17 protein-coding genes and 2 pseudogenes are annotated in these 21,687 nt (G+C 40.7%); 4 read left to right on the top strand and 15 right to left on the bottom strand.

Annotated elements, in window-relative coordinates; translation table 11 throughout:
- Positions 1 to 13 precede the first annotated feature (13 nt).
- A complete protein-coding gene (gene gnd, locus M1E09_RS02015; protein ID WP_456273237.1) occupies positions 14 to 916 on the bottom strand; it encodes a phosphogluconate dehydrogenase (NAD(+)-dependent, decarboxylating) in 903 nt (300 codons plus the stop codon).
- Between the two features lie 170 nt (positions 917 to 1,086).
- Here gnd and M1E09_RS02010 point away from each other — a divergent pair, with 170 nt between their 5' ends.
- From M1E09_RS02010 to treC, 3 genes are all read left to right on the top strand, one after another.
- Entirely contained in the window at positions 1,087 to 1,941 is an 855-nt protein-coding gene (locus M1E09_RS02010) for a MurR/RpiR family transcriptional regulator (protein ID WP_456273236.1), read from the top strand.
- 422 nt (positions 1,942 to 2,363) lie between these two features.
- Positions 2,364 to 3,779, top strand: a complete 1,416-nt coding sequence (gene treP, locus M1E09_RS02005) for a PTS system trehalose-specific EIIBC component (protein WP_456273235.1) — start codon at positions 2,364 to 2,366, stop codon at positions 3,777 to 3,779.
- Between the two features lie 240 nt (positions 3,780 to 4,019).
- A complete protein-coding gene (gene treC, locus M1E09_RS02000) occupies positions 4,020 to 5,714 on the top strand; it encodes an alpha,alpha-phosphotrehalase (protein WP_456273234.1) in 1,695 nt (564 codons plus the stop codon).
- Between the two features lie 343 nt (positions 5,715 to 6,057).
- Here the strand turns inward: treC and M1E09_RS01995 are convergent, their stop codons facing one another.
- Positions 6,058 to 6,666 (bottom strand): hypothetical protein, encoded by a 609-nt coding sequence (locus M1E09_RS01995; RefSeq protein ID WP_456273233.1) that lies wholly within the window; start codon positions 6,664 to 6,666, stop codon positions 6,058 to 6,060.
- A 114-nt stretch (positions 6,667 to 6,780) separates the two neighbouring features.
- Here M1E09_RS01995 and treR point away from each other — a divergent pair, with 114 nt between their 5' ends.
- Entirely contained in the window at positions 6,781 to 7,500 is a 720-nt protein-coding gene (treR, locus tag M1E09_RS01990; protein WP_456273232.1) for a trehalose operon repressor, read from the top strand.
- A gap of 96 nt (positions 7,501 to 7,596) precedes the next feature.
- Here the strand turns inward: treR and M1E09_RS01985 are convergent, their stop codons facing one another.
- The 13 genes and pseudogenes from M1E09_RS01985 to M1E09_RS01925 all read right to left on the bottom strand — a co-directional run bounded on the left by M1E09_RS01985 (position 7,597) and on the right by M1E09_RS01925 (position 21,669).
- Positions 7,597 to 8,415, bottom strand: a complete 819-nt coding sequence (locus tag M1E09_RS01985) for a methyl-accepting chemotaxis protein (RefSeq protein ID WP_456274872.1) — start codon at positions 8,413 to 8,415, stop codon at positions 7,597 to 7,599.
- Between the two features lie 171 nt (positions 8,416 to 8,586).
- Positions 8,587 to 8,709 (bottom strand): annotated as a pseudogene (locus M1E09_RS01980) (hypothetical protein); the annotation flags it as partial.
- Positions 8,710 to 9,412: 703 nt separating this feature from the next.
- Entirely contained in the window at positions 9,413 to 9,640 is a 228-nt protein-coding gene (locus tag M1E09_RS01975; RefSeq protein WP_456273231.1) for a hypothetical protein, read from the bottom strand.
- A 101-nt stretch (positions 9,641 to 9,741) separates the two neighbouring features.
- Positions 9,742 to 10,098, bottom strand: a complete 357-nt coding sequence (locus tag M1E09_RS01970) for a response regulator (RefSeq protein ID WP_456273230.1) — start codon at positions 10,096 to 10,098, stop codon at positions 9,742 to 9,744.
- A 34-nt stretch (positions 10,099 to 10,132) separates the two neighbouring features.
- Positions 10,133 to 10,588, bottom strand: a complete 456-nt coding sequence (locus M1E09_RS01965) for a chemotaxis protein CheX (RefSeq protein ID WP_456273229.1) — start codon at positions 10,586 to 10,588, stop codon at positions 10,133 to 10,135.
- A 95-nt stretch (positions 10,589 to 10,683) separates the two neighbouring features.
- Complete coding sequence (locus M1E09_RS01960; RefSeq protein ID WP_456273228.1) at positions 10,684 to 10,971, bottom strand: hypothetical protein; 288 nt, start codon at positions 10,969 to 10,971, stop codon at positions 10,684 to 10,686.
- Positions 10,972 to 11,004: 33 nt separating this feature from the next.
- Positions 11,005 to 11,760: a methyl-accepting chemotaxis protein gene (locus M1E09_RS01955; protein WP_456274871.1), complete on the bottom strand. Its 756-nt coding sequence runs from the start codon at positions 11,758 to 11,760 to the stop codon at positions 11,005 to 11,007.
- A 231-nt stretch (positions 11,761 to 11,991) separates the two neighbouring features.
- Positions 11,992 to 12,048, bottom strand: a pseudogene (locus M1E09_RS01950) (hypothetical protein); the annotation flags it as partial.
- A gap of 731 nt (positions 12,049 to 12,779) precedes the next feature.
- A complete protein-coding gene (locus tag M1E09_RS01945) occupies positions 12,780 to 13,496 on the bottom strand; it encodes an EAL domain-containing protein (RefSeq protein ID WP_456273227.1) in 717 nt (238 codons plus the stop codon).
- Between the two features lie 933 nt (positions 13,497 to 14,429).
- Positions 14,430 to 15,158 (bottom strand): LytR/AlgR family response regulator transcription factor, encoded by a 729-nt coding sequence (locus M1E09_RS01940; protein ID WP_456273226.1) that lies wholly within the window; start codon positions 15,156 to 15,158, stop codon positions 14,430 to 14,432.
- Positions 15,159 to 15,162: 4 nt separating this feature from the next.
- The gene (locus M1E09_RS01935; RefSeq protein ID WP_456273225.1) at positions 15,163 to 17,820 is read right to left on the bottom strand and encodes an ATP-binding protein; all 2,658 of its coding nucleotides are present in this window, start codon (positions 17,818 to 17,820) and stop codon (positions 15,163 to 15,165) included.
- A 150-nt stretch (positions 17,821 to 17,970) separates the two neighbouring features.
- The gene (locus M1E09_RS01930; RefSeq protein WP_456273224.1) at positions 17,971 to 20,784 is read right to left on the bottom strand and encodes an EAL domain-containing protein; all 2,814 of its coding nucleotides are present in this window, start codon (positions 20,782 to 20,784) and stop codon (positions 17,971 to 17,973) included.
- Between the two features lie 63 nt (positions 20,785 to 20,847).
- Positions 20,848 to 21,669: a methyl-accepting chemotaxis protein gene (locus tag M1E09_RS01925; protein ID WP_456274870.1), complete on the bottom strand. Its 822-nt coding sequence runs from the start codon at positions 21,667 to 21,669 to the stop codon at positions 20,848 to 20,850.
- Positions 21,670 to 21,687: the final 18 nt, after the last annotated feature.

The following is a 21,687-nucleotide window of genomic DNA, read 5'->3' as shown; positions in this document are numbered from 1 at the left end:
CATTTATGAAAAATTATTTCCCGCTCTTCTCAACAGCATGGCCGCCGAACTCATTTCGCAGTGCCGCAACCACTTTGCCTGTAAATGTATCGTCTTCAAGTGAACGGTAGCGCATCATCAGTGACAGTGCGATAACCGGGGCTGCCGTCTGCAGGTCAAGCGCCGTTTCGACTGTCCATTTGCCTTCGCCGGATGAGTGCATGACGCCCTTGATGCCGTCCAGCTTCTCGTCTTTGGAGAACGCATTTTCTGTCAGTTCCATCAACCATGAGCGGATGACAGAACCATTGTTCCAGACACGCGCAACCTTTTCGTATTCGTAATCGAATGGACTTTTTTCTAAAATCTCAAAGCCTTCAGCAATCGCCTGCATCATGCCGTACTCCACACCGTTATGGACCATTTTCAAAAAGTGGCCGCTTCCCGCTTTTCCAGTGTAAAGGTAGCCGTTTTCAACTGAGATATCCGCGAAAATCGCCTCGATTTCTTTGAATACTTCGGCATTCCCGCCGATCATTGTACAAGCGCCGTGACGTGCTCCGTCTACCCCGCCGCTCGTTCCGCAGTCAAAGAAATAAACGCCCTTTTCCGCAGCCTGCTCGTCTCTTCTTAGTGAATCTTTGTAGTGCGCATTTCCACCGTCAATGATGCAGTCGCCTTCTTCAAGGTAAGGAAGCACTTGTCCAAAGACAGATTCTGTAGCTTCTCCCGCCGGAACCATCATCCAAACCGTTCTTGGTTTTTCTAACTTCGAAACCAATTCTTCAATCGTAGAAGCCGTTTGAACTCCTTCTGCGGAAATTTTTTTCATCGCTTCTCCGTTTAAATCAAAAGCAACCACGTCATGTTTATGATCAGCGAGGTTAAGCGAAAGCTGGTATCCCATCTTTCCTAACCCTATCATTCCTATTTGCATGTGTAACACCTCAAGTTGGATTCATTTTTATATTCATGTGAAAATTATTTTCGCGTTACCCTTATTATAAAAAATATTTTTCTTTTTGCAAGCGATTTCAGAAAAATATTTTTTCTTTCTGTATTTTCTAGTATAATAAAACCATGAAAACCCTTTCAGGAGAGTGAGATATGAAGAAGAATCACCAGCACTGTTTGGCGAGCATCCGCTCCCACTATCCCCAATTCAGTGATACAGAGAAAAAAATTGCCAATTATATCTTGAACAACCCGACAGATATTATTCATTCCACTATCAACGGGCTTGCTGATAATCTTGGTGTTGCCGATTCGACTGTTTTCCGTTTTTGCAAAAGAATCGGATTCAAAGGCTATCAGTCCATGAAAATAGCACTGGCTGCGGAAATCGTGACACCCATGAGAGATATCCACGAAAATGTCGAAGAAAATGACACACCGCAAACCATCGCATCAAAAGTGTTCCGTTCCAACATGAAAACGATTGAAGATACCTTAATGGTCTTAAAAGAAACACAATTCCAGGAAACCGTCGATGCCATGCTGGCTGCGGATAACATCGAGTTCTTCGGCAGCGGCGGCTCCGGTATCGTGGCAATGGATGCCTATCATAAGTTCATCCGCACAGGATTAAGGGTCCACGCTTCCACTGACAGCCACATTCAATTAATGACGGCTTCACAAATGACTGAAAAAGACTGCGGCATCTTTATATCCCATTCAGGCTCTACAAAGGATATGCTTCAAGTCATGAAGGTCATTAAAGAAACCGGAGCGAAAACGATCGCCATTACCAATTTCGCCAAATCACCTTTAAGCGAAAAAGCCGACATTTCTCTCTATACTGTTTCAGAAGAGACAGACTACCGCTCAGAAGCACTGTCTTCACGGATCGCACAGCTCTCCCTCTTCGATGCGCTGTATGTCAGCATTATGATGAAGCGGGATAAAGAAGGACAAAATGCGTTAAAAAAAATGCGGAATGCGATTTCGGTTAAGCGTATTTGATTCGTGACAGGCACGCCCCGAAATATGTCGATTAATAAATTGGAAAATTCTTATAAAAAAATCCCCAGGAAACTCCTTAAAGGCAGGAGTTTCCTGGGGATTTTGCTTTGCCCTGAATCTGATTCGACAATAACCGGGGCGTGACAGGCACCAAACAGGTTGACAACTTGTATATACATGAATACAATTAGTTCATAACTTGTATATACAACAAGCCGAACTAAAATGTAAGCGTTATTTTGTTTATTCTGTGGCAGCTGGGGAATATTTGAAAAATGGATAGATTGCTTCATTTTTCACAGACTAGTAATTGAATTTATACATTCTAACTCGCCGCAGAAGTAATTTTTTCGATATACGCTGAAGTTTTACAAAAGGCTTAAATAAAGGGGCTCCAAACCCCAAAACGGGAGGGAACAAGCATGAGCGTGAACAGAGAATCTGTACATGAAATTATTGAAGCGATCGGCGGTAAGGAAAACATCCATACGGCTACCCACTGTGTCACTCGTCTTCGCCTAGTACTCAACGATGAGAACCTTGTAGACAAAGAACGACTCGAGGAAATCGACCTGGTGAGAGGGTCATTCTCCACGAACGGCCAGTTCCAAATCGTTATCGGACAGGGGACTGTCGATAAGGTTTATCAAATGATGATGGACGAAACCGGGATGGAAACAGCATCGAAACAGGATGTTAAAAATGCTGCCGAGAAAAACTTGAATCCGCTTCAACGCGCGGTAAAAACACTGGCAGATATTTTCATTCCGATTTTGCCGGCGATTGTTACAGCCGGTCTTTTGATGGGTATTAATAACGTCCTTACCCAGCAAGGGATTTTCTTTGACGATCAAAGCATCATTGAAGCCTTTCCGCAATGGGCGGATATCGCCTCGATCATTAACCTGATTGCCAATACGGCATTCGTATTCCTGCCGGGTCTGATCGGCTGGAGTGCTGTAAACCGGTTTGGCGGAAGCCCGCTGTTTGGTATCGTCCTTGGTCTTATGCTTGTCCATCCCGACCTGCTGAACGCTTGGGGTTACGGTTCAGCACAGCTGGAAGGTGAAATCCCTACCTGGAACCTGCTTGGGTTGACGGTTGAAAAAGTCGGTTACCAGGGACAGGTTCTGCCTATCCTTGTCGCCTCCTGGTTCTTGGCTAAAATTGAAATTTGGTTGCGCAAACGTATTCCAGACGCGTTCCAACTGCTTACAGTTGCACCAATCGCATTGCTTATCACAGGATTCCTTGCCTTTACGATTATCGGGCCAATCACATTTACGCTTGGCGGATGGTTAGTAGAAGGTGTTAACGCTATTTTTGATGCTGTACCGGCTATTGGCGGATTGGTTTACGGCGGATTATATGCACCGCTTGTTATCACGGGGATGCATCATACATTCCTCGCAGTTGATTTTCAGCTGATTGCTTCTATCGGCGGTACTTACCTGTGGCCAATGGTTGCACTGTCTAATATTGCCCAGGGCTCTGCAGCTTTAGCTATGCTGATGATTGTACGAAACAACGAGAAATTCAAAGGGCTTGCAGTTTCTTCCGGGGTTTCTGCTTACCTCGGCATTACAGAACCGGCGATGTTCGGGGTCAACCTTCGTTACAAATACCCATTCATCGCAGCAATTATCAGTTCAGCGGTGGCGGGCTTGATCATCACGATGGGAGACGTCATTGCCCCTGCTATCGGTGTCGGCGGTCTTCCGGCATTCGTTTCGATTCCTGTAGAGCAATGGCTGACTTTCTTCATCGGTATGGCTGTCGCATTTTTACTGCCATTTTTACTGACATACCTGTTGTCAAAAGTAATGAAAACAAAGTAATCAAAATAGAATCCAGAAGAACCGCCGCTGAGAATTCCCACGGCGGCTCTTCTCTTTTTCCTAAGATAAAAATAAACAAACAATCCATACTATCAACAAGCCCTTGCTTTACCACATTAAACCACTAAGAGGGACAGTCCCTCTTCACACACTACCGCATTAAAGCGCTAAGGGGGACTGTCCCCTATGCTGCGGTGATGTGCTAAAGTATTACCAAATTATTATTGGCAGGTGTTATAAATGAAGAAGCAGCAACCCTGGTGGAAGAAATCTGTTGTTTATCAAATTTATCCGAAGAGTTTTAATGATACATCCGGCAATGGTGTCGGGGATATTAAAGGCATTACTGAAAAGCTCGATTACTTAAAGGAACTGGGTATCGATGTCGTCTGGCTGACGCCGATCTATAAGTCGCCCCAGCGAGATAATGGCTATGACATTGCCGACTATTTCAGCATCCACGAGGAATACGGCACAATGGAAGACTTTGATGAACTTTTATCACAGGCCCACCAAAAAGGCATCAAGATCATCATGGACATCGTCGTCAACCATACATCGACCGAGCATAAATGGTTTATCGAATCACGCAAATCAAAGGATAGCCCTTATCGTGACTACTACATCTGGAGAGACGGCAAGGCAGACGGGTCCGAGCCGACCAACTGGCAGTCCAAATTCGGTGGAAACGCCTGGCAGTATGACGAAGAAACCGGTCAATATTACCTCCACCTGTTCGACGTCACACAGGCTGACCTGAACTGGGAGAATGAAGAGCTGCGCACCAAGGTATATGACATGATGCGCTTCTGGCTCGATAAAGGCGTCGACGGGTTTCGCCTCGATGTCATCAATCTCGTCTCGAAAAATCAGGACTTCCCTGATGATGACGGTTCTGTGCCGCCTGGAGACGGACGAACATTTTACACAGACGGACCGCGTGTCCATGAATTCATGAACGAAATGAACAAAGAAGTCTTCTCCAACTATGACATCATGACAGTCGGAGAAATGAGTTCGACAACAATCGAGAACTGTATCAAGTACTCTAACCCTGATCGCAACGAACTCAACATGACGTTCAATTTCCATCATTTAAAAGTCGATTACCCAAATGGCGAAAAATGGTCCGTCGCAGACTTCAACTTTTTACAGCTAAAAGACATCCTTTCCACATGGCAGCGAGAAATGCACGCAGGCGGCGGCTGGAATGCCCTTTTCTGGTGTAATCACGATCAGCCACGGATTGTATCCCGCTATGGAAATGACGGAGAATATCGAAACCTTTCCGCAAAAATGCTCGCCACCACGATTCATATGATGCAGGGAACTCCTTATATCTACCAGGGTGAAGAGTTCGGAATGACCAATCCAAAGTTCACCAGCATTGATGAGTATCGCGACGTGGAGTCCATTAACATCTTCAACATTTTAAAAGAACAAGGAAAACCGGAAGAGGAAATCCTTGAAATTCTGCGCCACAAATCGCGCGACAACTCACGTACGCCGGTCCAATGGGATGACAGCCAAAATGCAGGATTTACGAGCGGCACACCTTGGATTCCGGTTGCTAAAAACCACCCGGAAATCAACGCTGTGAAAGCTTTACAGGACAAAGATTCAGTATTCTATCATTACCAAAAGCTAATTTCGCTGCGTAAAGAATACGACATCATCACCACTGGAGACTATCAACTGCTGACCCCAAAACACGCCGACGTATTCGCCTATGCAAGAAACAGTGAAAATGAAAAGCTCCTGGTCGTCAACAACTTCTACGGCAACAAAACCGTCTTTGACTTGCCTAATGACGAACTTGAAGTCGACGGGTGGAAGAGTGAAATCCTGCTTTCCAACTATGACGACAGTCAGACGGATCTGGATTTAATCAAGTTGAGACCATATGAATCGATCGTTTACCGATTGACAAAATAACCTGCTGGTACCCGCTATCCAACAGCCTTTGATAGCGGGTATATTTTTGTCCATTTTTATAGTGTTAGGTGCCTGGCTCAAATCCGTCTTTTTGACCCTGGCTCATTTCCTCCCTTTTGAACCTGGCTCAAATCCACCCTTTTGAACCTGGCTCAAATCCACCCTTTTGATTCTGGCTCAGCTCCGCCTTTTTGAACCTGGCTCAAATCCACCTTTTTGTACCTGGCTCAGCTCCACCTTTTTGTACCAGGCACTCCAATCCACCCTAATCCTCCCTCCTCCCTCACCGCAACCAAAACAAAAAAAACACCGGCATAAACCGGTGCTCCCTTAAAAGCTGACCTTACTCTTCGCTATCAGCCTCAGCATCTTCCTCTTCATTCAACAAAGCCGTAATCATAGAAACCTTCCAGCCGTCATCAGTTTTTTGGAAAATCGTCAATTGCTTTCCTGAGGTTTCAGCCTGTCTGTCGCTGTTAGGATCCTTTGTGGTAACATCCAGCTCAGCGTAAACGTCTGCTTTCTTCCCTTGAAAATTGATGATTTTCACATTGGAAGCTTCTCTTCTTACATCAAGCTTTTGAAACACATTGTTTACAGCTTCTTCTTCATCTTCGATCGTAAAGTTGACCGGTGTTTCGGAAAGGGTACTCAGATACTCTTCCACGTTTTCTTCATTAAAGCTTTCGATATATTTATTAAAAGCATCCAGAATCGCCTGTTTTTCTTCCTCAGGAATATTCTCAGCTTCCTCAAGAGCACCCGCGTCTTTCAATATTTTAGCATTCTGCTCTTCCAGCGGATTTACCTCTGGCTGTTCTTCGGTTTGTTCTTGAGCGTTCTCTTCCGGCTGGTTCTCATTGCTTGTCCCTTCATTGTTATTGCAACCCGCCAAGAGAAGACTGCTCACTCCAAGACCTATCATGAATTTTTTCCAAAGCTGTGTAGTCAAATCCTTCACCCTTTTCTAAAATATGCGATAACTCCATTTTACCTGAAAAATCCCAAAACTCTCAACCTCTTATTGAAAATACCTTAACTATGTTAAAATAAGGATGGTGATATTATGACAAAAAACAATAAATATATGCAAATATATCAAGAATTGGCAGATAAAATTCAGGACGGCACCTATCCAGCCAACGAAACCCTTCCATCTGAAAACGAACTGGCAGATATCTATGAAACCTCCCGGGAAACAATCCGGAAGGCACTGACACTGCTCTCCCAGCGTGGGTACATCCAAAAATTGCGCGGCAAAGGCTCGCTCGTGTTAGACGTATCGAAGCTGAGCTTCCCTATCTCCGGACTAGTCAGCTTCAAGGAATTACAGGGGTCGCTAGGCGGCGAATCGAAGACCATCGTCTATGATTTCGGCCTGATCATGCCGGATAAGAATCTTGCAAAACAGCTGGCCTGCCCGCTGGATGAAGAAGTTTGGAAAGTCGTGCGTGCCCGTAACATCAAAGGCGAGCGGATCATTCTTGATAAAGATTTCTTTTTAAAAAAGAGTGTCCCGCTTCTCACGAAGGAAATCTGTGAGAGGTCAATCTATGAATACCTGGAAGAAGAATTGAAGCTTCCAATTTCCTTTGCCAAAAAAGAGATCGTTGTCGAGGAGTGCACTGAAGAAGACCGTTCCCTTCTTGACTTGGCCGGTTATGATCATGTGGTTGTGGTGAAGAATTATGTCCACCTTGAGGATACGACTCTCTTTCAATATACAGAATCAAGGCACCGGCTCGACAAGTTTCGGTTTGTCGACTTTGCCCGCAGAAAACACTAAAAAACGACTCAGCCCTTCAAAGGGATGAGTCGTTTTTACATTTATCGACAAATTCCGGGGCGTGACTGTCACGAAGCAAGCCAAGCAAGCCCCCGGTTACACCTTAAACTTATGAACAAGCCCATTGAGATTATCTGCCAAATGAGACAGTGATTGTGCAGAGGCTGAGACTTCTTCCGTTGAAGCCAGTTGCTCTTCTGTCGCTGAAGATACGGCCTCCATGCCGCTCAATGAGTTCAAGACAACTTCCCTTACAGCTTCCACTGACTCTGTCACTTTGCCGGTGTTGCTTTCAATCTCATAGGTTTTCGTAGAAACTGTTTTGATCTCGCCTTCCAGCTGCTCTATCGCAGCACGGATATCAGCAAAGGTTGAGTTCAGTGTAGAGACTTTTTGAATCCCTGAGGTAACATCCTCTGTTGACGTATCCATAGTCTTCAACACTTCATTGGTTTCTGCCTGCATCGCTTGAATCAATTCACTGATTTTCTGAGAAGAAACAGAAGATTCTTCGGCCAGTTTTCGGACTTCACTCGCGACAACTGAGAAACCTTTCCCATGTTCCCCTGCCCGCGCGGCTTCTATCGCAGCATTAAGAGCAAGCAAATTGGTCTGTTCAGATATTCCAGTGATTACTCCGATAATGTTGCCGATTTGGTTGGAGTGATCACCAAGCCTGTGCATGGTGGATGATAAATTTTTCACTGAGTCACTGATCACATTCAGCTGCTGAAGGGCTACCTTGATTTCCTCACTGCCAATAATCGTTTTCTCAGAGGCCGAATTCGTCAGCACTTCAACAGTTTTCGTACTTTGGGAAATGATTTTGATATCATCGACCAGCTCATCAATTGATTTTTTACTTTCTTCTACTTGAACAACCTGGTTTTCTGCGACACTAAGCTGATTGCCCATCGTAGCTGAAATATGTTCGCTGGCTGTCGTCGTTTCCTCTGAGGTTGCTGACAGTTCTTGAGATGAGGCAGCAACCTGATGGCCTGTGTTTTGAATTTCTTGGATAAGAGTCTGCAAATTATCTGCTAAATTGTTGAAGACATTTGCTATTTGTTCAAATTGATCTTTCGTTTTTAAATCGACTCGCTGCGTAAAATCATTTTCATTGAAAAGAGTGGCGATGGCTGTTAACTTTTTCAGCGGCTTTTCAACGAAAAAATTTATTAGAAAATAAATGAAAGCAGCACCAATCATAATGGTTCCAACTGCTGAAAGGATATTAACCAATAATGTATCACTAAAAAAGCGGTCTGCTATTCCTACTATAGTCGTTCTGATAGCGATTAGGAAAAACAGAAGAATCGAGAGGCTGAGGGTCAGTTTGAATTGTAAGCTTTTTAACTTCATGAAATACCTCCTGTAAAACATTAATGCCAGAATGCAAAAAATTTTCTGACATTCTTATACACATAATATCGACATGTTTTGTCAAATCTTAATGTGCTCTAGCATGTGGAATATATTACTAATAAGTAGGCTTTTTTAGTAATATACTTTGTAATTTAATTTAAGAAGAAAATCTTTTAACCCTTGATATATCAATATAAATCATTATTCAGTTTTTATTGAAACAATCCGATTATGGTCAATCTTGTTTACTAACTTTGGATACTCATGACTCTAATGAATAATGAAAGCTCTAGTTAATTGGAACTGAAGGTTTGCGACCTCCTGCGGGAACAGCGGGAAAGGTGAGACCAAGGTTACGTACCTACTTGGACATAACTCCTGGGAGGATCACCCGTCCGTCCCGTGGAGTCGTGCACCTGAAGCGGAAACCAGTTAACACTTAAACCAAAATACTCTTTCACAAAGCCAATAAGTAAAAAAGACGTCCACTTTGGTCGAGACGCCTTTTACATGTAAACGTGCATATGCAAAAATACTAACATCTATTCTATTCTAGCTTTCCCTGTAAATAATCTTTGTATAGATCCTCTGCACACCTTAATGCTTCTTTCTCATTGTCATATTCAATCAAACCCGTAGGTGATTCCTCTGAAGGTATATAACAGTAAGGTTCATTCTCATAAAATCTCACAACGGGATGATACGCAGTGTACTCGCTCACCCCAATTGAATCAACGTAGGTATGCTTTATAGCATTAAAAGGTTTTTCCTTCATTCCATCCTCCTGTTAAGCAAACAGTGTTATTCTCTCCAGGAACGGCATGCCGGAAAAAATATTAAGTACTCTTCGCTAAAACTTCCCCATCAACTATTGAATCACAACACTTTGCTTAAAGCTTCTTCCAGACGCTCAGCATTAAATGGCTTAACCAGAAAATCCTTGGCACCCGCCTGGATCGCTTCCAATACCATGTTTTGCTGCCCCATAGCTGAACACATGATGATGGTGGCATTTGCATCAATATTTTTGATGCCTTTAACCGCCTCGACCCCATTCATTTCCGGCATTGTAATATCCATCGTAACCAAATCCGGCTTCAATTCATTATATTTCTCTATGGCAACGGCTCCATTTTCTGCTTCCCCTACCACTTCGTGCCCAGCTTTTGTGATCATATCCTTCAACTGCATGCGCATAAATGCAGCATCATCTGTAATCAAAATCCTTGCCATTTTTTTATCCTTCTTTCTCTATCTTTCAATCAGTTTATTTATCCTTCAATAAGTATAAAAACATCGATCCTTTACCATCAAAAGTAACCTCAATCTCAATAGCACTCTCAAAGCCAGATAACTTGGAATTACCTTCTATCATGGTCGGAGCGGTAATATCCAGGACCGTCCCTTTTTCTGACAAGTAGGTACAAAGGCTCCCGGACAGCATATTGCCTAATTCGCCTGCAAAAGAGCTCAACATATCTCCTTCTAACGGCATTCCAAACATCACTTCTCCTATTGAGCTGAAGACTGATGAATCTGCTTTAAATACCAATTTCCCTTTAAGGTCCCCAGTGTATCCAATTAAAACACCAAACTCTAAGTTTAAGTGGCTGTTCAACATTTGAGGGCTTTTCTTTTCATATGGTATAGGAACGATACTATTGATAGAATGCAGCATCCCATTAAGCAAGTCTGTAACAGGTTCAGCAGCTGTTGTTGACATATCTTTCACTCCATTCTCATTTGATACTGCTGTCTACTGAGTCAGTCTACAGCAGTATTATGTTAAGGTTTTGATCTTTCTAACTTATCCTACTATCAGTAGGATGAATACCCATTTACTTCTGAAGAGTCATTTAAGTTATCTTGAAATCCATATACAATCATTTTGAGATATTCCCCGGCTTCTCCACCTCGGTCTCTAATAACCTCTATATCCTGGATGATTCTTTCCACTTCAACCAGGGAAAGCTGTTGAAATACCTGCTTTGTAATTGTTTCTGGCGTGACAGAAACAACTGTACCATTTTTCAGGCAGCTTCTATATCGTCTGGCATAACTCATAAACGCCCTCTTCAACCTTGCCTTCATTACTTCGTTTTCCATGAATTTACCCCTGCCCTTCAGAATGCATTGCCTTTAGACTCTAAATCTTCCAACAAGTCCATTAAGATTTTCTGCCAATTGAGAAAGCTCATTAACATTTTGTGAAATTTCTTCCATAGAAGCTGATGTTTGTTGAGAAGAAGCTGATGTTTGTTCGATTCCTGCTGCAGATTCTTCCGATACTGAAGCAATATTGGCGATAGAATGGTGCATTTCTGCTCCTGTTTCTGTAATTTTATGAAGATCCTCAGTGATACGATTGATCTGTTGTACGACTTGGGATACCATTCCGTTCATTTCCCTGAACGTCTCGCCCGTATCTTGTATTTGCTTCGTTCCTGCCTCTACTTGCCCGTATCCGTTCTCAAGGGAGGTTGCCACATCATTTGACTCAAATTGAACCTTTTGAACAATCCCTGTAATATCCAGCACGGATGAAGAAACTTGTTCTGCAAGCTTTCTCACTTCATCTGCAACGACAGCAAACCCTCTTCCATGCTCACCTGCACGTGCCGCTTCAATAGCCGCATTCAATGCCAGCAAGTTCGTTTGCTCCGCAATTTCCTGGATGACTGAAACAAGCTTGGTTATTTCCTGTGATTGATGGTCAAGACCTTTTACTTTTTTCACTGCTTCTCTCACTATCTCATCAATAGAGGCCATCTGTTTCACTGATTGTTCCATGTATTCGTTTCCTTTATGAGTCATCTTTAATACATCCTCAGCAGTACTGCTGACAATGCCGCCCTGATCATTGGCGCCCTTAAGCTTTTCTATAAAACGATCCATTGTGATTGCGATTTCGTTAGAAGTAGATGCTTGCTGCTCAGCCCCTGAAGATAACTCTTGCATAGTAGACGCTACCTGTTCACTCGCAGCCTTAACTTCAGTGGAAGATTGCATCATTTGTTGACTCTGGGCTGTGACGGTGCCGGAGACGTTATTAATTCCGCCTATCATTTCACGCAAACTTGCTAACATTTTATTCATTGCATTGCTTAGCTCGCCTATCTCGTCTTTTCCTTTATAGTTACTTTCTTCTATCTGCAGATTTCCAGCTGAAATCTCTGTGGCCATTTCGATTACTTTTCTTAAGTTACTTTGTATTAATCGGTTAACAACGGTCATAATGATTGCACCCAATATAACAGATACAGTAATCGAGATAACTAAAATAAGAATGGACTGATTCAGACTTTGTTCTGCCTTATGAATCGCTTTTTGTCTCTGCTCGTTGATTAAATTTCTTAAGTCCTCAAATACTTCAACCGTTTTTATCCTTAAAAGACGGGCCTTTTGCCTGGTGAACGCAATCTCTTCTTCAGTGCCTGTTTTTACGATCGGCACGATCTCGTTCAAGAAGATATCGTTAACCTCTTTATCATTAGCGGCAATTTGTTCGAAAAAATTCTTTTCTTTATCTGAATCCATCTTGGCCTTCAGTTCTTTTTCCAATGTATTGTAGGCTTTTCTTTCATCTTCAAACTGCTGTATATATATGTGCTCAGAAGTATTGATGTAATCAACGATTAGAATATCCTTGGACCGGAAAATAGAGGCCATTTCAGTTACTTTAATCGCTCTGTCCCCTCTTCTTTCCAATGTCTCAAGATCTTCCTTCACATTCCCCACCTGGGTATAAATAACGACAGCAGAAATACAGAAGAGAACAACTGTAATACTTAAAGCTATTCCATATTTCCAGCCGATTTTGACATTCTGTAAAAAATTAAATAGTTTAGAAATTTTCCGGAACTTAGACAGCATTTTCAATTCCCCTTTTTCTTAGTTGATGAATTCTAATTGCTTTATAACTTTGAAGGCCTGCCCATTAAATATCCTTGACCAATTGGCACATTCAACATCTTGGCAAGTGCCAAATCTACAGGCTTTTCAATTCCTTCTATAATGAGAGTAATGCTCTCATCAATACAGTATTGAGTGAGAAGTTCAACCATCTTTTGTTTTTGCATCGATTCACTCAACTGCTGAGAAAAGTATCGATCCAACTTTACGAAGCGAGGTTGAAATTCAATTATTTTTTGTAAAGAGGCAGCGCCTTTTCCAAGATCGTCTAAAGCCATATGGATCCCAACATCCTGGAGCCAGTTAATTCTATCTTTTAAGGCAGGAATATGCCAAACATACTCCTCTTCACTTGTTTCGTTCAATTCAAGGATAAGTTTGTCCATTACTCTTGGATGTTCGTCTACGAGACTCCTAATAAACCCTTGGAAATCTCTATGAAGAACTGTAGAAGGATAAACATTCAAAAACAAGAATTGAGTGTTGAAATTTGGAAACGTCTCTATTGCCTTTCTCAGAGAATAGGTGTCCATTTCATACAGATACCCGTTGCTTCTTGCGTGAGAAAAAGCCTCTTCTGGATTCAAATCGCTTTCACTTCGAAACAAACCTTCATAACCGAACACACTCCAGCTTTTCAGGTTCCATAATGGCTGAAACTCATGATGAACCCCTGGCGGAAGTAAAGATTCTATTGTTTCCTTGGTTTTAACTACCATGCCTCTCAACCTTTTCATACAGTTTTTACACTACTTAAGTCCTACGAACTTACTTGTAAATCATAAGTATATTTTCCTGGATTGTCCATTTCTGTTCAGGCAATAAAATTCGGTTTTACAGACTCACTATAGGTCCATTCCTGTGCATTTACCGTCCGTTAAGACGGTATTTTAAAAATTTCAATAAAAAAAGGTTTTTTAATATAATTTAATTTTCTAATACTGTTTTCTGAGATTCCCGTTATTGGAGTGAATAGTTAATTCCCTCTACAGCCGTAAGATTCCGCAAGGCGATCGGTTAGCCTCCTGGGTAGTAGGGGTCCGGAACCCGAGGGACCTGGCGCTGGAACTAGACCCACTATTCCCACAGGAGGTCGTTTGCCTTCTTCTTCAATCACCCTTTATTAGCTTTAGAGAGCTTTGAAACCAAAATCTTTTAGCATTTGTGAAAGGAACATAATGTTGTCTAAGCATTAGAAGATGGAAGAAATCAAAAAGAGATGATTACTCGGACCATTCGGTTCCGGTAGAACATTTAGTAAGAAAAGGTTGAACCAGCCTTGATTACCTGGTAAGACAGGTGCTGGCTAGACAACGGATTGACCTTTTGTCCTAATGAAGTGACACAAAATGATTCACAGGCAAATTTGGCAGGATTACATAGATGGTGTTGTATAAATCAGGCATACTGAGTTGAATCATGCGCTATACTCTAAGCACAAAGAAACAATCTAAAGAATTTCTGCTGATGCCTACTTTTGCTTCCATGAATCTGAAAATAGGCAAAGTGGACATAGCGAGCGCCATGTCCACTTTGAAATCCAAAGATTCACTCAAAAATTAACAAACCCGACTACAACTCAAAGGTTGATGTCGGGTTTGTTCAGCGTCTGACAACTTTTTGCATAAGCTCGTTTTAAAAGGTAACCTATATCAGTGATGATTTAACTTGTTCCGGACCTCTTTAAGATGATGCTTTGAAATTTTTGCCTTTTTACTATAATTTAAAAAGGAAGCATAGTATGATTGCCCTCGGGCTTCAATGTTACTCAGGTGTTTCATGTTGATAATATAGGAACGATGCGCCTGAATAAAATCGGAGGATAACTCTTGCAAAAGGTCTGAAAGTGATTCTGTATTTTGATAGACATTTGCTTTCGTATGGATGGATGTTTTTCTATCAATTTTCTCTATGAAAATGATTTCCTCAAAAGGAATAATCGAAAAATTATTATAATGTTTTAATACAAGCTTTCTGTCGTTCTGTTCTCTCTTGTCAGACTTTCCTTGTTGTTCTGCAGAGCCAAGAAGCGAAGCCCGATCTAAAGCTTTAATTAGACGCCCGCGTTCGATAGGTTTTATGATATAGTCAGCCGCATTTATATCGAATGCTTCCATTGCATACTCATCATGGCCCGTTAAGAAAATCACCTGAAGGTCGGGCAATAACTCTTTGCAGGATTTTATGGCTTCCATTCCGTTAAGCAGAGGCATACCGATATCGACAATTGCAATATCCGGTTTTTCGACAATCAAATGTCGTATAAGTTCTTCTCCGTTCACGGCCTCTGCCACGATTTCATAATCAGCCGTTTTTGAAATAAAAAGAGACAAAACCTTTCTCGAAGCTAAGTCATCTTCAGCTATTACAATTTTCCTCATAACGTCATTTCTCACCCTCTAAATGCTGTTTAAGTACTTTATAAAGTTTTTTCACATCAATTGGCTTTGTAATATAGTCATTCAATCCCCTGGAAAGCGCCATGTCAATATCAGCTTTCATCGCATTTGCACTGACTCCGATAATAGGGATTTCGCTTTTTTCTTGTATGCGCAGAATATCCAAGACGTCCAACCCGCTGATATCCGGAAGATCCATATCCAGCAACACGAGATCTATCTGCTGTGTTCTAAGGGTCTTTATTCCTTCGACGCCATTAGGTACAATGAGCAGATTCAATTTTTCTTTTTCTCTTCTTAACAGGCTCTCCAGCAGCTGCTGATTCATTCTGTTATCTTCAATATATAAAATGGTAGAAGGGGAAATCCTTAAAGAATCTGGAACATATGAAACTGCTTGCTCTACACTATCATCTCCTGCTGCATAGATAATTAAAGGCAATTCAATCCTAACGACTGATCCTTTCCCTACTTCACTTTCAATATGAAATGTGCCATCTAGTGTATCAATAATTTGTTTGACAAGAGAGAGTCCTATTCCAGCACCAGAAATGGTTGATTTCGTACTTGGGCTTCGGTAAAAGGGCTTAACAACATGTTCTAACTCTTCATCATGTATTCCAATCCCTGTATCTATTATATCGACACATACTCGTTCATTTATAAGGAGAGTTTCTATGATAACTTCTCCATTAACTCTGTTATACTTAATAGCATTATCTAATAGATTAATGAACACTTGCCTTAACTTTGTACTATCAGCCTTAACTTTAAAATCATCTTCAGGTACTTTATTCACTAGTTTAATACCATTATTAGCAGCATCAGGTTCAACCATTCTTATACTTTGCTGCAGTATTTTATTCAATGAAACTTCCTTGATTGAAAACTTCAGATTTCCTGATTCAATCCTGGCAAGGTCAAGAACGGAATCAATCAGTTTTAGCAAATGACGGCCTGCCGTATATATTTCTTTCACATGTGATGCCTGAACCTCTGTAAGCCCTTCATCCAGCTCTAAGACTTGTGTAAAACCAAGAACCCCATTAAGTGGGGTTCTAAGCTCATGGCTCATTTTAGACAAAAATTGCGATTTAGCATCATTAGCTTTATCTGCAAGTTCCTTCGCAGCCACCATTTCCCTTTCAGCTATTTTCTGCTTTGTAATATCAACAATCGTACTCACGACTTCTATCGTTTTCCCGCCTTTTTTGACCGGCATTAATGAACTTAGAATTGTCCTGTCTCTAAAGCAGCTTTCATAGGTTACCTCACTGCCGTTCCACGCTTTTTCATAATGTTTAAGGTGATACCCGTACTCCTCTTCTGTTAGAGGTATATCTTCTAAATATCTCCCTGTAAACTGGTCAGGGTTCAGGCCTGCTCTATATAATAACTTTCCATCAATCAAAGTATGGACAAAACGATTGTTTTTCTTTTTGAATACTGTAATGATACACAATTGATTTTTCAATATATCCCGCAGCTCTTCTTCAGCACTATGCTGTTTGAATAAGGCTTTATTCCGTTCTGATAAGTCACTCGCAATTAAATAGATTCCTATTGTGTGAGCATACTGTTGTATAGGTAAAAACACCATTTTTACCGGGAGTAAGTCACCATCTTTTTTGACAATTGTCATCTCCTGAGTAACCTTTGCTTCCTTTAATAAAGCATTCTCCATACATTGTTGAATCACTTCCTTATGTTCAACAGAAAACAGCCAGTAAATCTTTTCATTGACTACTTGTTCTTTTGTATACCCCAAGTTAACCAGGAACGATTGGTTTACATCCTTGATGATTCCCGTTTTGCTAAGCTCCAGGACAATAAGCGGATTATAATGAAAAAGTGATTTGAATTTTTCATCTGAAATGCTTTTGTCGTACAAAGCTCTTTCATTGGCAACATATATCGCGATAATGAAACTGATGAATATGAAGGTTGCTGCTATTCCCAGATATATGGCAACAATCATCATATCGATTGTTTCCCTTTGGCTCATCCAGGGAGAGGCCTCAGTTGAATAATACGCTCCATTTAAAACAAAGACTTGCATCAATGCCAAGGAACCACCCATGATGATTGATTTTCCTGATTTTTTCAGTAACCTTTTCCCTTTATGTTCCTTATGATTTATGGGAATATGTAAAAAGTAGAGAAAAGAAAATGCTGTTAATAGAGCAAAAATGAATGAGAGGAAAATATGTCCCCAGGAGAAGGCCAAATCACCTTGTTCATGAAGGGCAAATACCCCCATATATTGAGCTGTTACAATTGCTACAGCAAATAAACACCCACTTATCAAATGTTGTAAAATAGACTTTTCTTTAATCGAGATGATATAAAAACCAAACAGTGAACCAATCGAACTGAAAAGGAAAGAAATTACATACAGTACTTCATGAAAATTTGTGAAACCTTCAGGAGAATAGGATCCCATTATTCCAATCATACTGATACACCACAAGCCAAATCCCATACCGAAGGAAATGATTAACAGGCTGGAAAGGTTGTGCTTTTTCTTTGTTAATATGGACTTTGTAGAATAATCTAATGCCATAAGAGAACCAAGTATAGCAATTACCACAATAATAAGCATAAATCTTATATCAATAACTTCAACATGGAACATATCTACCATATAACTCCCTTAAACAAACCCAATTTTATATTACATATGTTACAGAATATTTATTTTTTGTGAAATGTATAATTATTTCCAACCATGAAACAAAAAGCCTGTGCCATTATTCCAAAAGGGCACAAGCTTTTCAGGTATACTCAACTGTCACTATCCTGTATTTTTTCTTCCCTTATAAAATAATCTTTCTTTTTCCAAAAGAATTTCAAATTCTTTCACAGGAATCGGTGGACTAATCAGAAATCCCTGTACCTCATTGCAATGTAAATCATGGAGGTAGTTCAATTGTTCTTCTGTTTCTACGCCTTCAGCAACTACTTTCAAACCGAGTTTACTGGCCATGGAAATGACAGCTGTTGCGATAACTGTATCGTCTTGTTCAGTCAGAAGGTCCTGTATAAATGTGCGGTCGATTTTAAGTGTATCTACAGGAAAGCGTTTTAAGTAATTTAATGATGAGTATCCCGTGCCAAAATCATCAATGGCGATTGACACACCGATTTTCTTTAACTGCTTTAAGATGCGTACAACTGACCGTTTGCTCTCCATAATCGCCGTCTCTGTTATTTCAAGTTCCAGCCATACAGGATCCAACCCGGTGCTTTCTAATACATTTTTCACCGTTGTGACGATATCGCTATGCTTCATCTGCAACACCGAAAGATTAACAGACACCTTAATTGGCGGATACCCTGTTTCCTGCCATTTTTTATTTTGAATACAAGCTTGTTCTAAAACCCATTCACCTATTTCAATAATCATCCCGCTCTCTTCAGCAATAGGGATGAATTCGGCAGGAGAAACCATCCCCAACTCTTCCTGCTCCCATCGAAGGAGGGCCTCCATTCCAGAGAGTTTCCCTGTCTTTGTATCCATTTTAGGCTGATAATGAAGAGCAAATTCCCCCTTCTTAAGAGCATCGCGCATATAGGTTTCTATCTTAAATTTATTTGATAAGATTGAATTCATTTCATGCTGATAGAATCTGTAGGTGTTTTTCCCTTGGTTCTTTGCTTGATACATAGCTGTATCAGCATATTTAATCAAGGATTCAACATCCTCTCCGTCAGCAGGGTACATACTTACACCGATACTTGTTGTTGTAACAAATGACTGATCTTCAATTTGATAAGGCTGAGCGAGTGCATGTATTAACTTTGAAGCAATACTGCTTACCTGCTGTTTATCATCAATGCCTGAAAGGATGACGGTAAATTCATCTCCTCCGAGACGCGAGATGGTATCCCTTTCGTCAAGATTTTCCTTTAACCTGTCACTCACTGCTTTTAATAGTTTATCACCCATGTTATGACCAAAATTATCATTGATATATTTGAACCTGTCCAAGTCCATAAAGAGAACAGCTATTTGAGACTGATCTTCTGAAGCAAGTTCGATTTCCTGGTCTAAACACTTTTTGAACTTATATCGATTGGGCAGTTTTGTTAGACTATCATGTGAAGCATGAAATTTAATCTTTTCCTCATTAAGAATCCGCTCAGTTATATTAGTAGCAAAGCATAGTACCGATTGACATATCCCATCATCTTCAATGATCGGAATCTTTACCACCTGCATCCAATGTTTATTGCCCTGGCTGTCTATTAGTGCAGCTTCAGGTATAAACCTTTCTTCCTTGTTTTCCATGACTTCACGATTGATATTCATATATAATTCTACTTCTTTTGCATTAGAGTTGAAATCAGACTCTGTTTTCCCAATAATTTGTTTAGGGGTTGAGCCCAGTAAGTCAGTGTAGGCTTCGTTCGCTAAGGTATACTTCCCTTCATAGTCCATTATATAGATAGAATTTGGACTCTTATCTATTATTTTGCGAAGGAATTCCTTCTGTGTTTTCAGCGATTTTTCATTTGAAGCCAATAATTTTCTTGTTGATTGAAGAGAACTAATCATTTCATTAAAACGTTGGGAGAGTAAGCCTATTTCATCTTTACCATTCATGCCTTCTATCGAGGTTTGGAAGTTCCCCTTGGCAATTTGATCAACTGCTTTGTATAATTTTCTAAGAGGTTTAATCGTGGCCATGGCATGAATTGCTGATATCAATGTTAGTAAGAAAAGAACTATTAACGAAAGTACCCAGAGTACTTTCTGGAATTCTTTCGTTCCAAGCAGTGTTGTTTCACTTGGAACCTGAGCAACAACGCCCCATTCTAATCCAGGAATAAATTCATAGGAAGAGTACATTTCTACTTCAAACTCATTAACTAATGACATATACCCTGAGTTTTTATTCAGCAGTTCCATTACTGCCGGATTATCAGAAACATCTTCAGCAAGCATTTCTTTTTGAGGGTGGGCAATCAGCTTACCAGTAGAATCTACAATATAGGCATAGCTGTCCATTCCAAGATTTAAATCCTTAAAGATAGATTGAAACAAACCCTGATTATCAAGATGGATTGAGAGATGTACTACCCGCTTTAATACTCCTTTTTCACTTTCTATGGGCATGGAGAACAAGATAACTGAATTGGCTTTGCCGGATTTTCTTGTTAATACATTGCTAAAATAAGCATTGTTTCCTTCTCTAATTTGCATTAGATAGGGCAGATAATTCGTTTCCCCGTATTCTTCCAGACTTAGATAACGAGAAACTAGTACATCACCCTGTTCATCAGTGATGGCTCCTCCATCAAAAAAAGGAGAGGTATCCACAAGCTTGTTCAACTCCCGATCAAGCTGATTTATATCTTTTGACAGTAACTCGTCGTTTTGTTGACTGCCATCGGCAATTGCCATTGCATTTTCCACTAATAGATTTGCCTGTTCAGCTAAACGGTTTGATGCGAGATCGGTCATTTCTTTAAATTGCTGTTGTGATATTCTTGGTAAAATGAGGCTCGAAGCAATATATACAAAACTTAATAATAAGACAATCGTAATGAATAATACAGAGAAGATTCTCCAAAAAATATGTGACTTATACGCTTTTCTTTTCATATATCCTGCTCCTAGTTTTTAAAAAAGGGCTGTTGCCACCCCAGGTGAAAACAGCCCTTTTCTTTATTCAATAATAAACTTCTTCAACTCTCTTCTCATTTCTTGTGAATGGGAGTCTAATTCTTCGGCCAATTTATTCAATTGTTCCATTGAAGCAGTAGTTTCTTCTATCGACGCAGATACTTCTTCAGTTCCAGCAGCCGTTTCCTGGCTGATAGAGGTAATATGAGTGGCATTGGACACAAGCACTTCTTTTTGCTCGACCATTCTCTTCATTGATGCGACAATTTCCGCTATTTTACTATTATTTGCTTCAATAACATTATTGATTGTAAAGAATGCACCTTCCGTGTCTGTCACTGCGTTGCCTTGTTCACCCATTACCTCGTTTGTTCTGGTGATTAATCCGACTGTATGTTTTGTTTCACTTTGCATTTGATTGATAATTTCCCCAATTTGAGTAAGGGCTGACTCAGACTGTTCAGCAAGTTTTCTTACTTCATCTGCCACTACTGCGAAGCCTTTTCCTTGTTCACCTGCCCGTGCTGCCTCTATTGCTGCATTTAGGGCCAGCAAGTTTGTTTGGCCGGCAATCTCGCTTATGGCATTGACAATCTTACTGATATTATTGGACTTTTCATCAAGTGAACCTACAGCAGAAACCATTTCCCTCATCATGTCATTAGTCCGGTCAAACTGCTTTTGAAGTAACTGAACCTTATCCATTCCTTCTGCTGATATTGAAGATAACTTAACTGATTCCTGCTGAACTTCGATGGATTGATCCTCTACTTGTCGGATCATTTCCGCTAAACTGTTTGTAGCCAATGTATTTTTCTCCAGCAAACTTGTTTGTTCTCCTGATCCAGAAGCAATCTGCTGCATGGTTACAGCTACCTCATT

The organism is Bacillus sp. AK031 (assembly GCF_053903065.1).
This window is presented reverse-complemented; position numbering and strand designations above follow the sequence as displayed.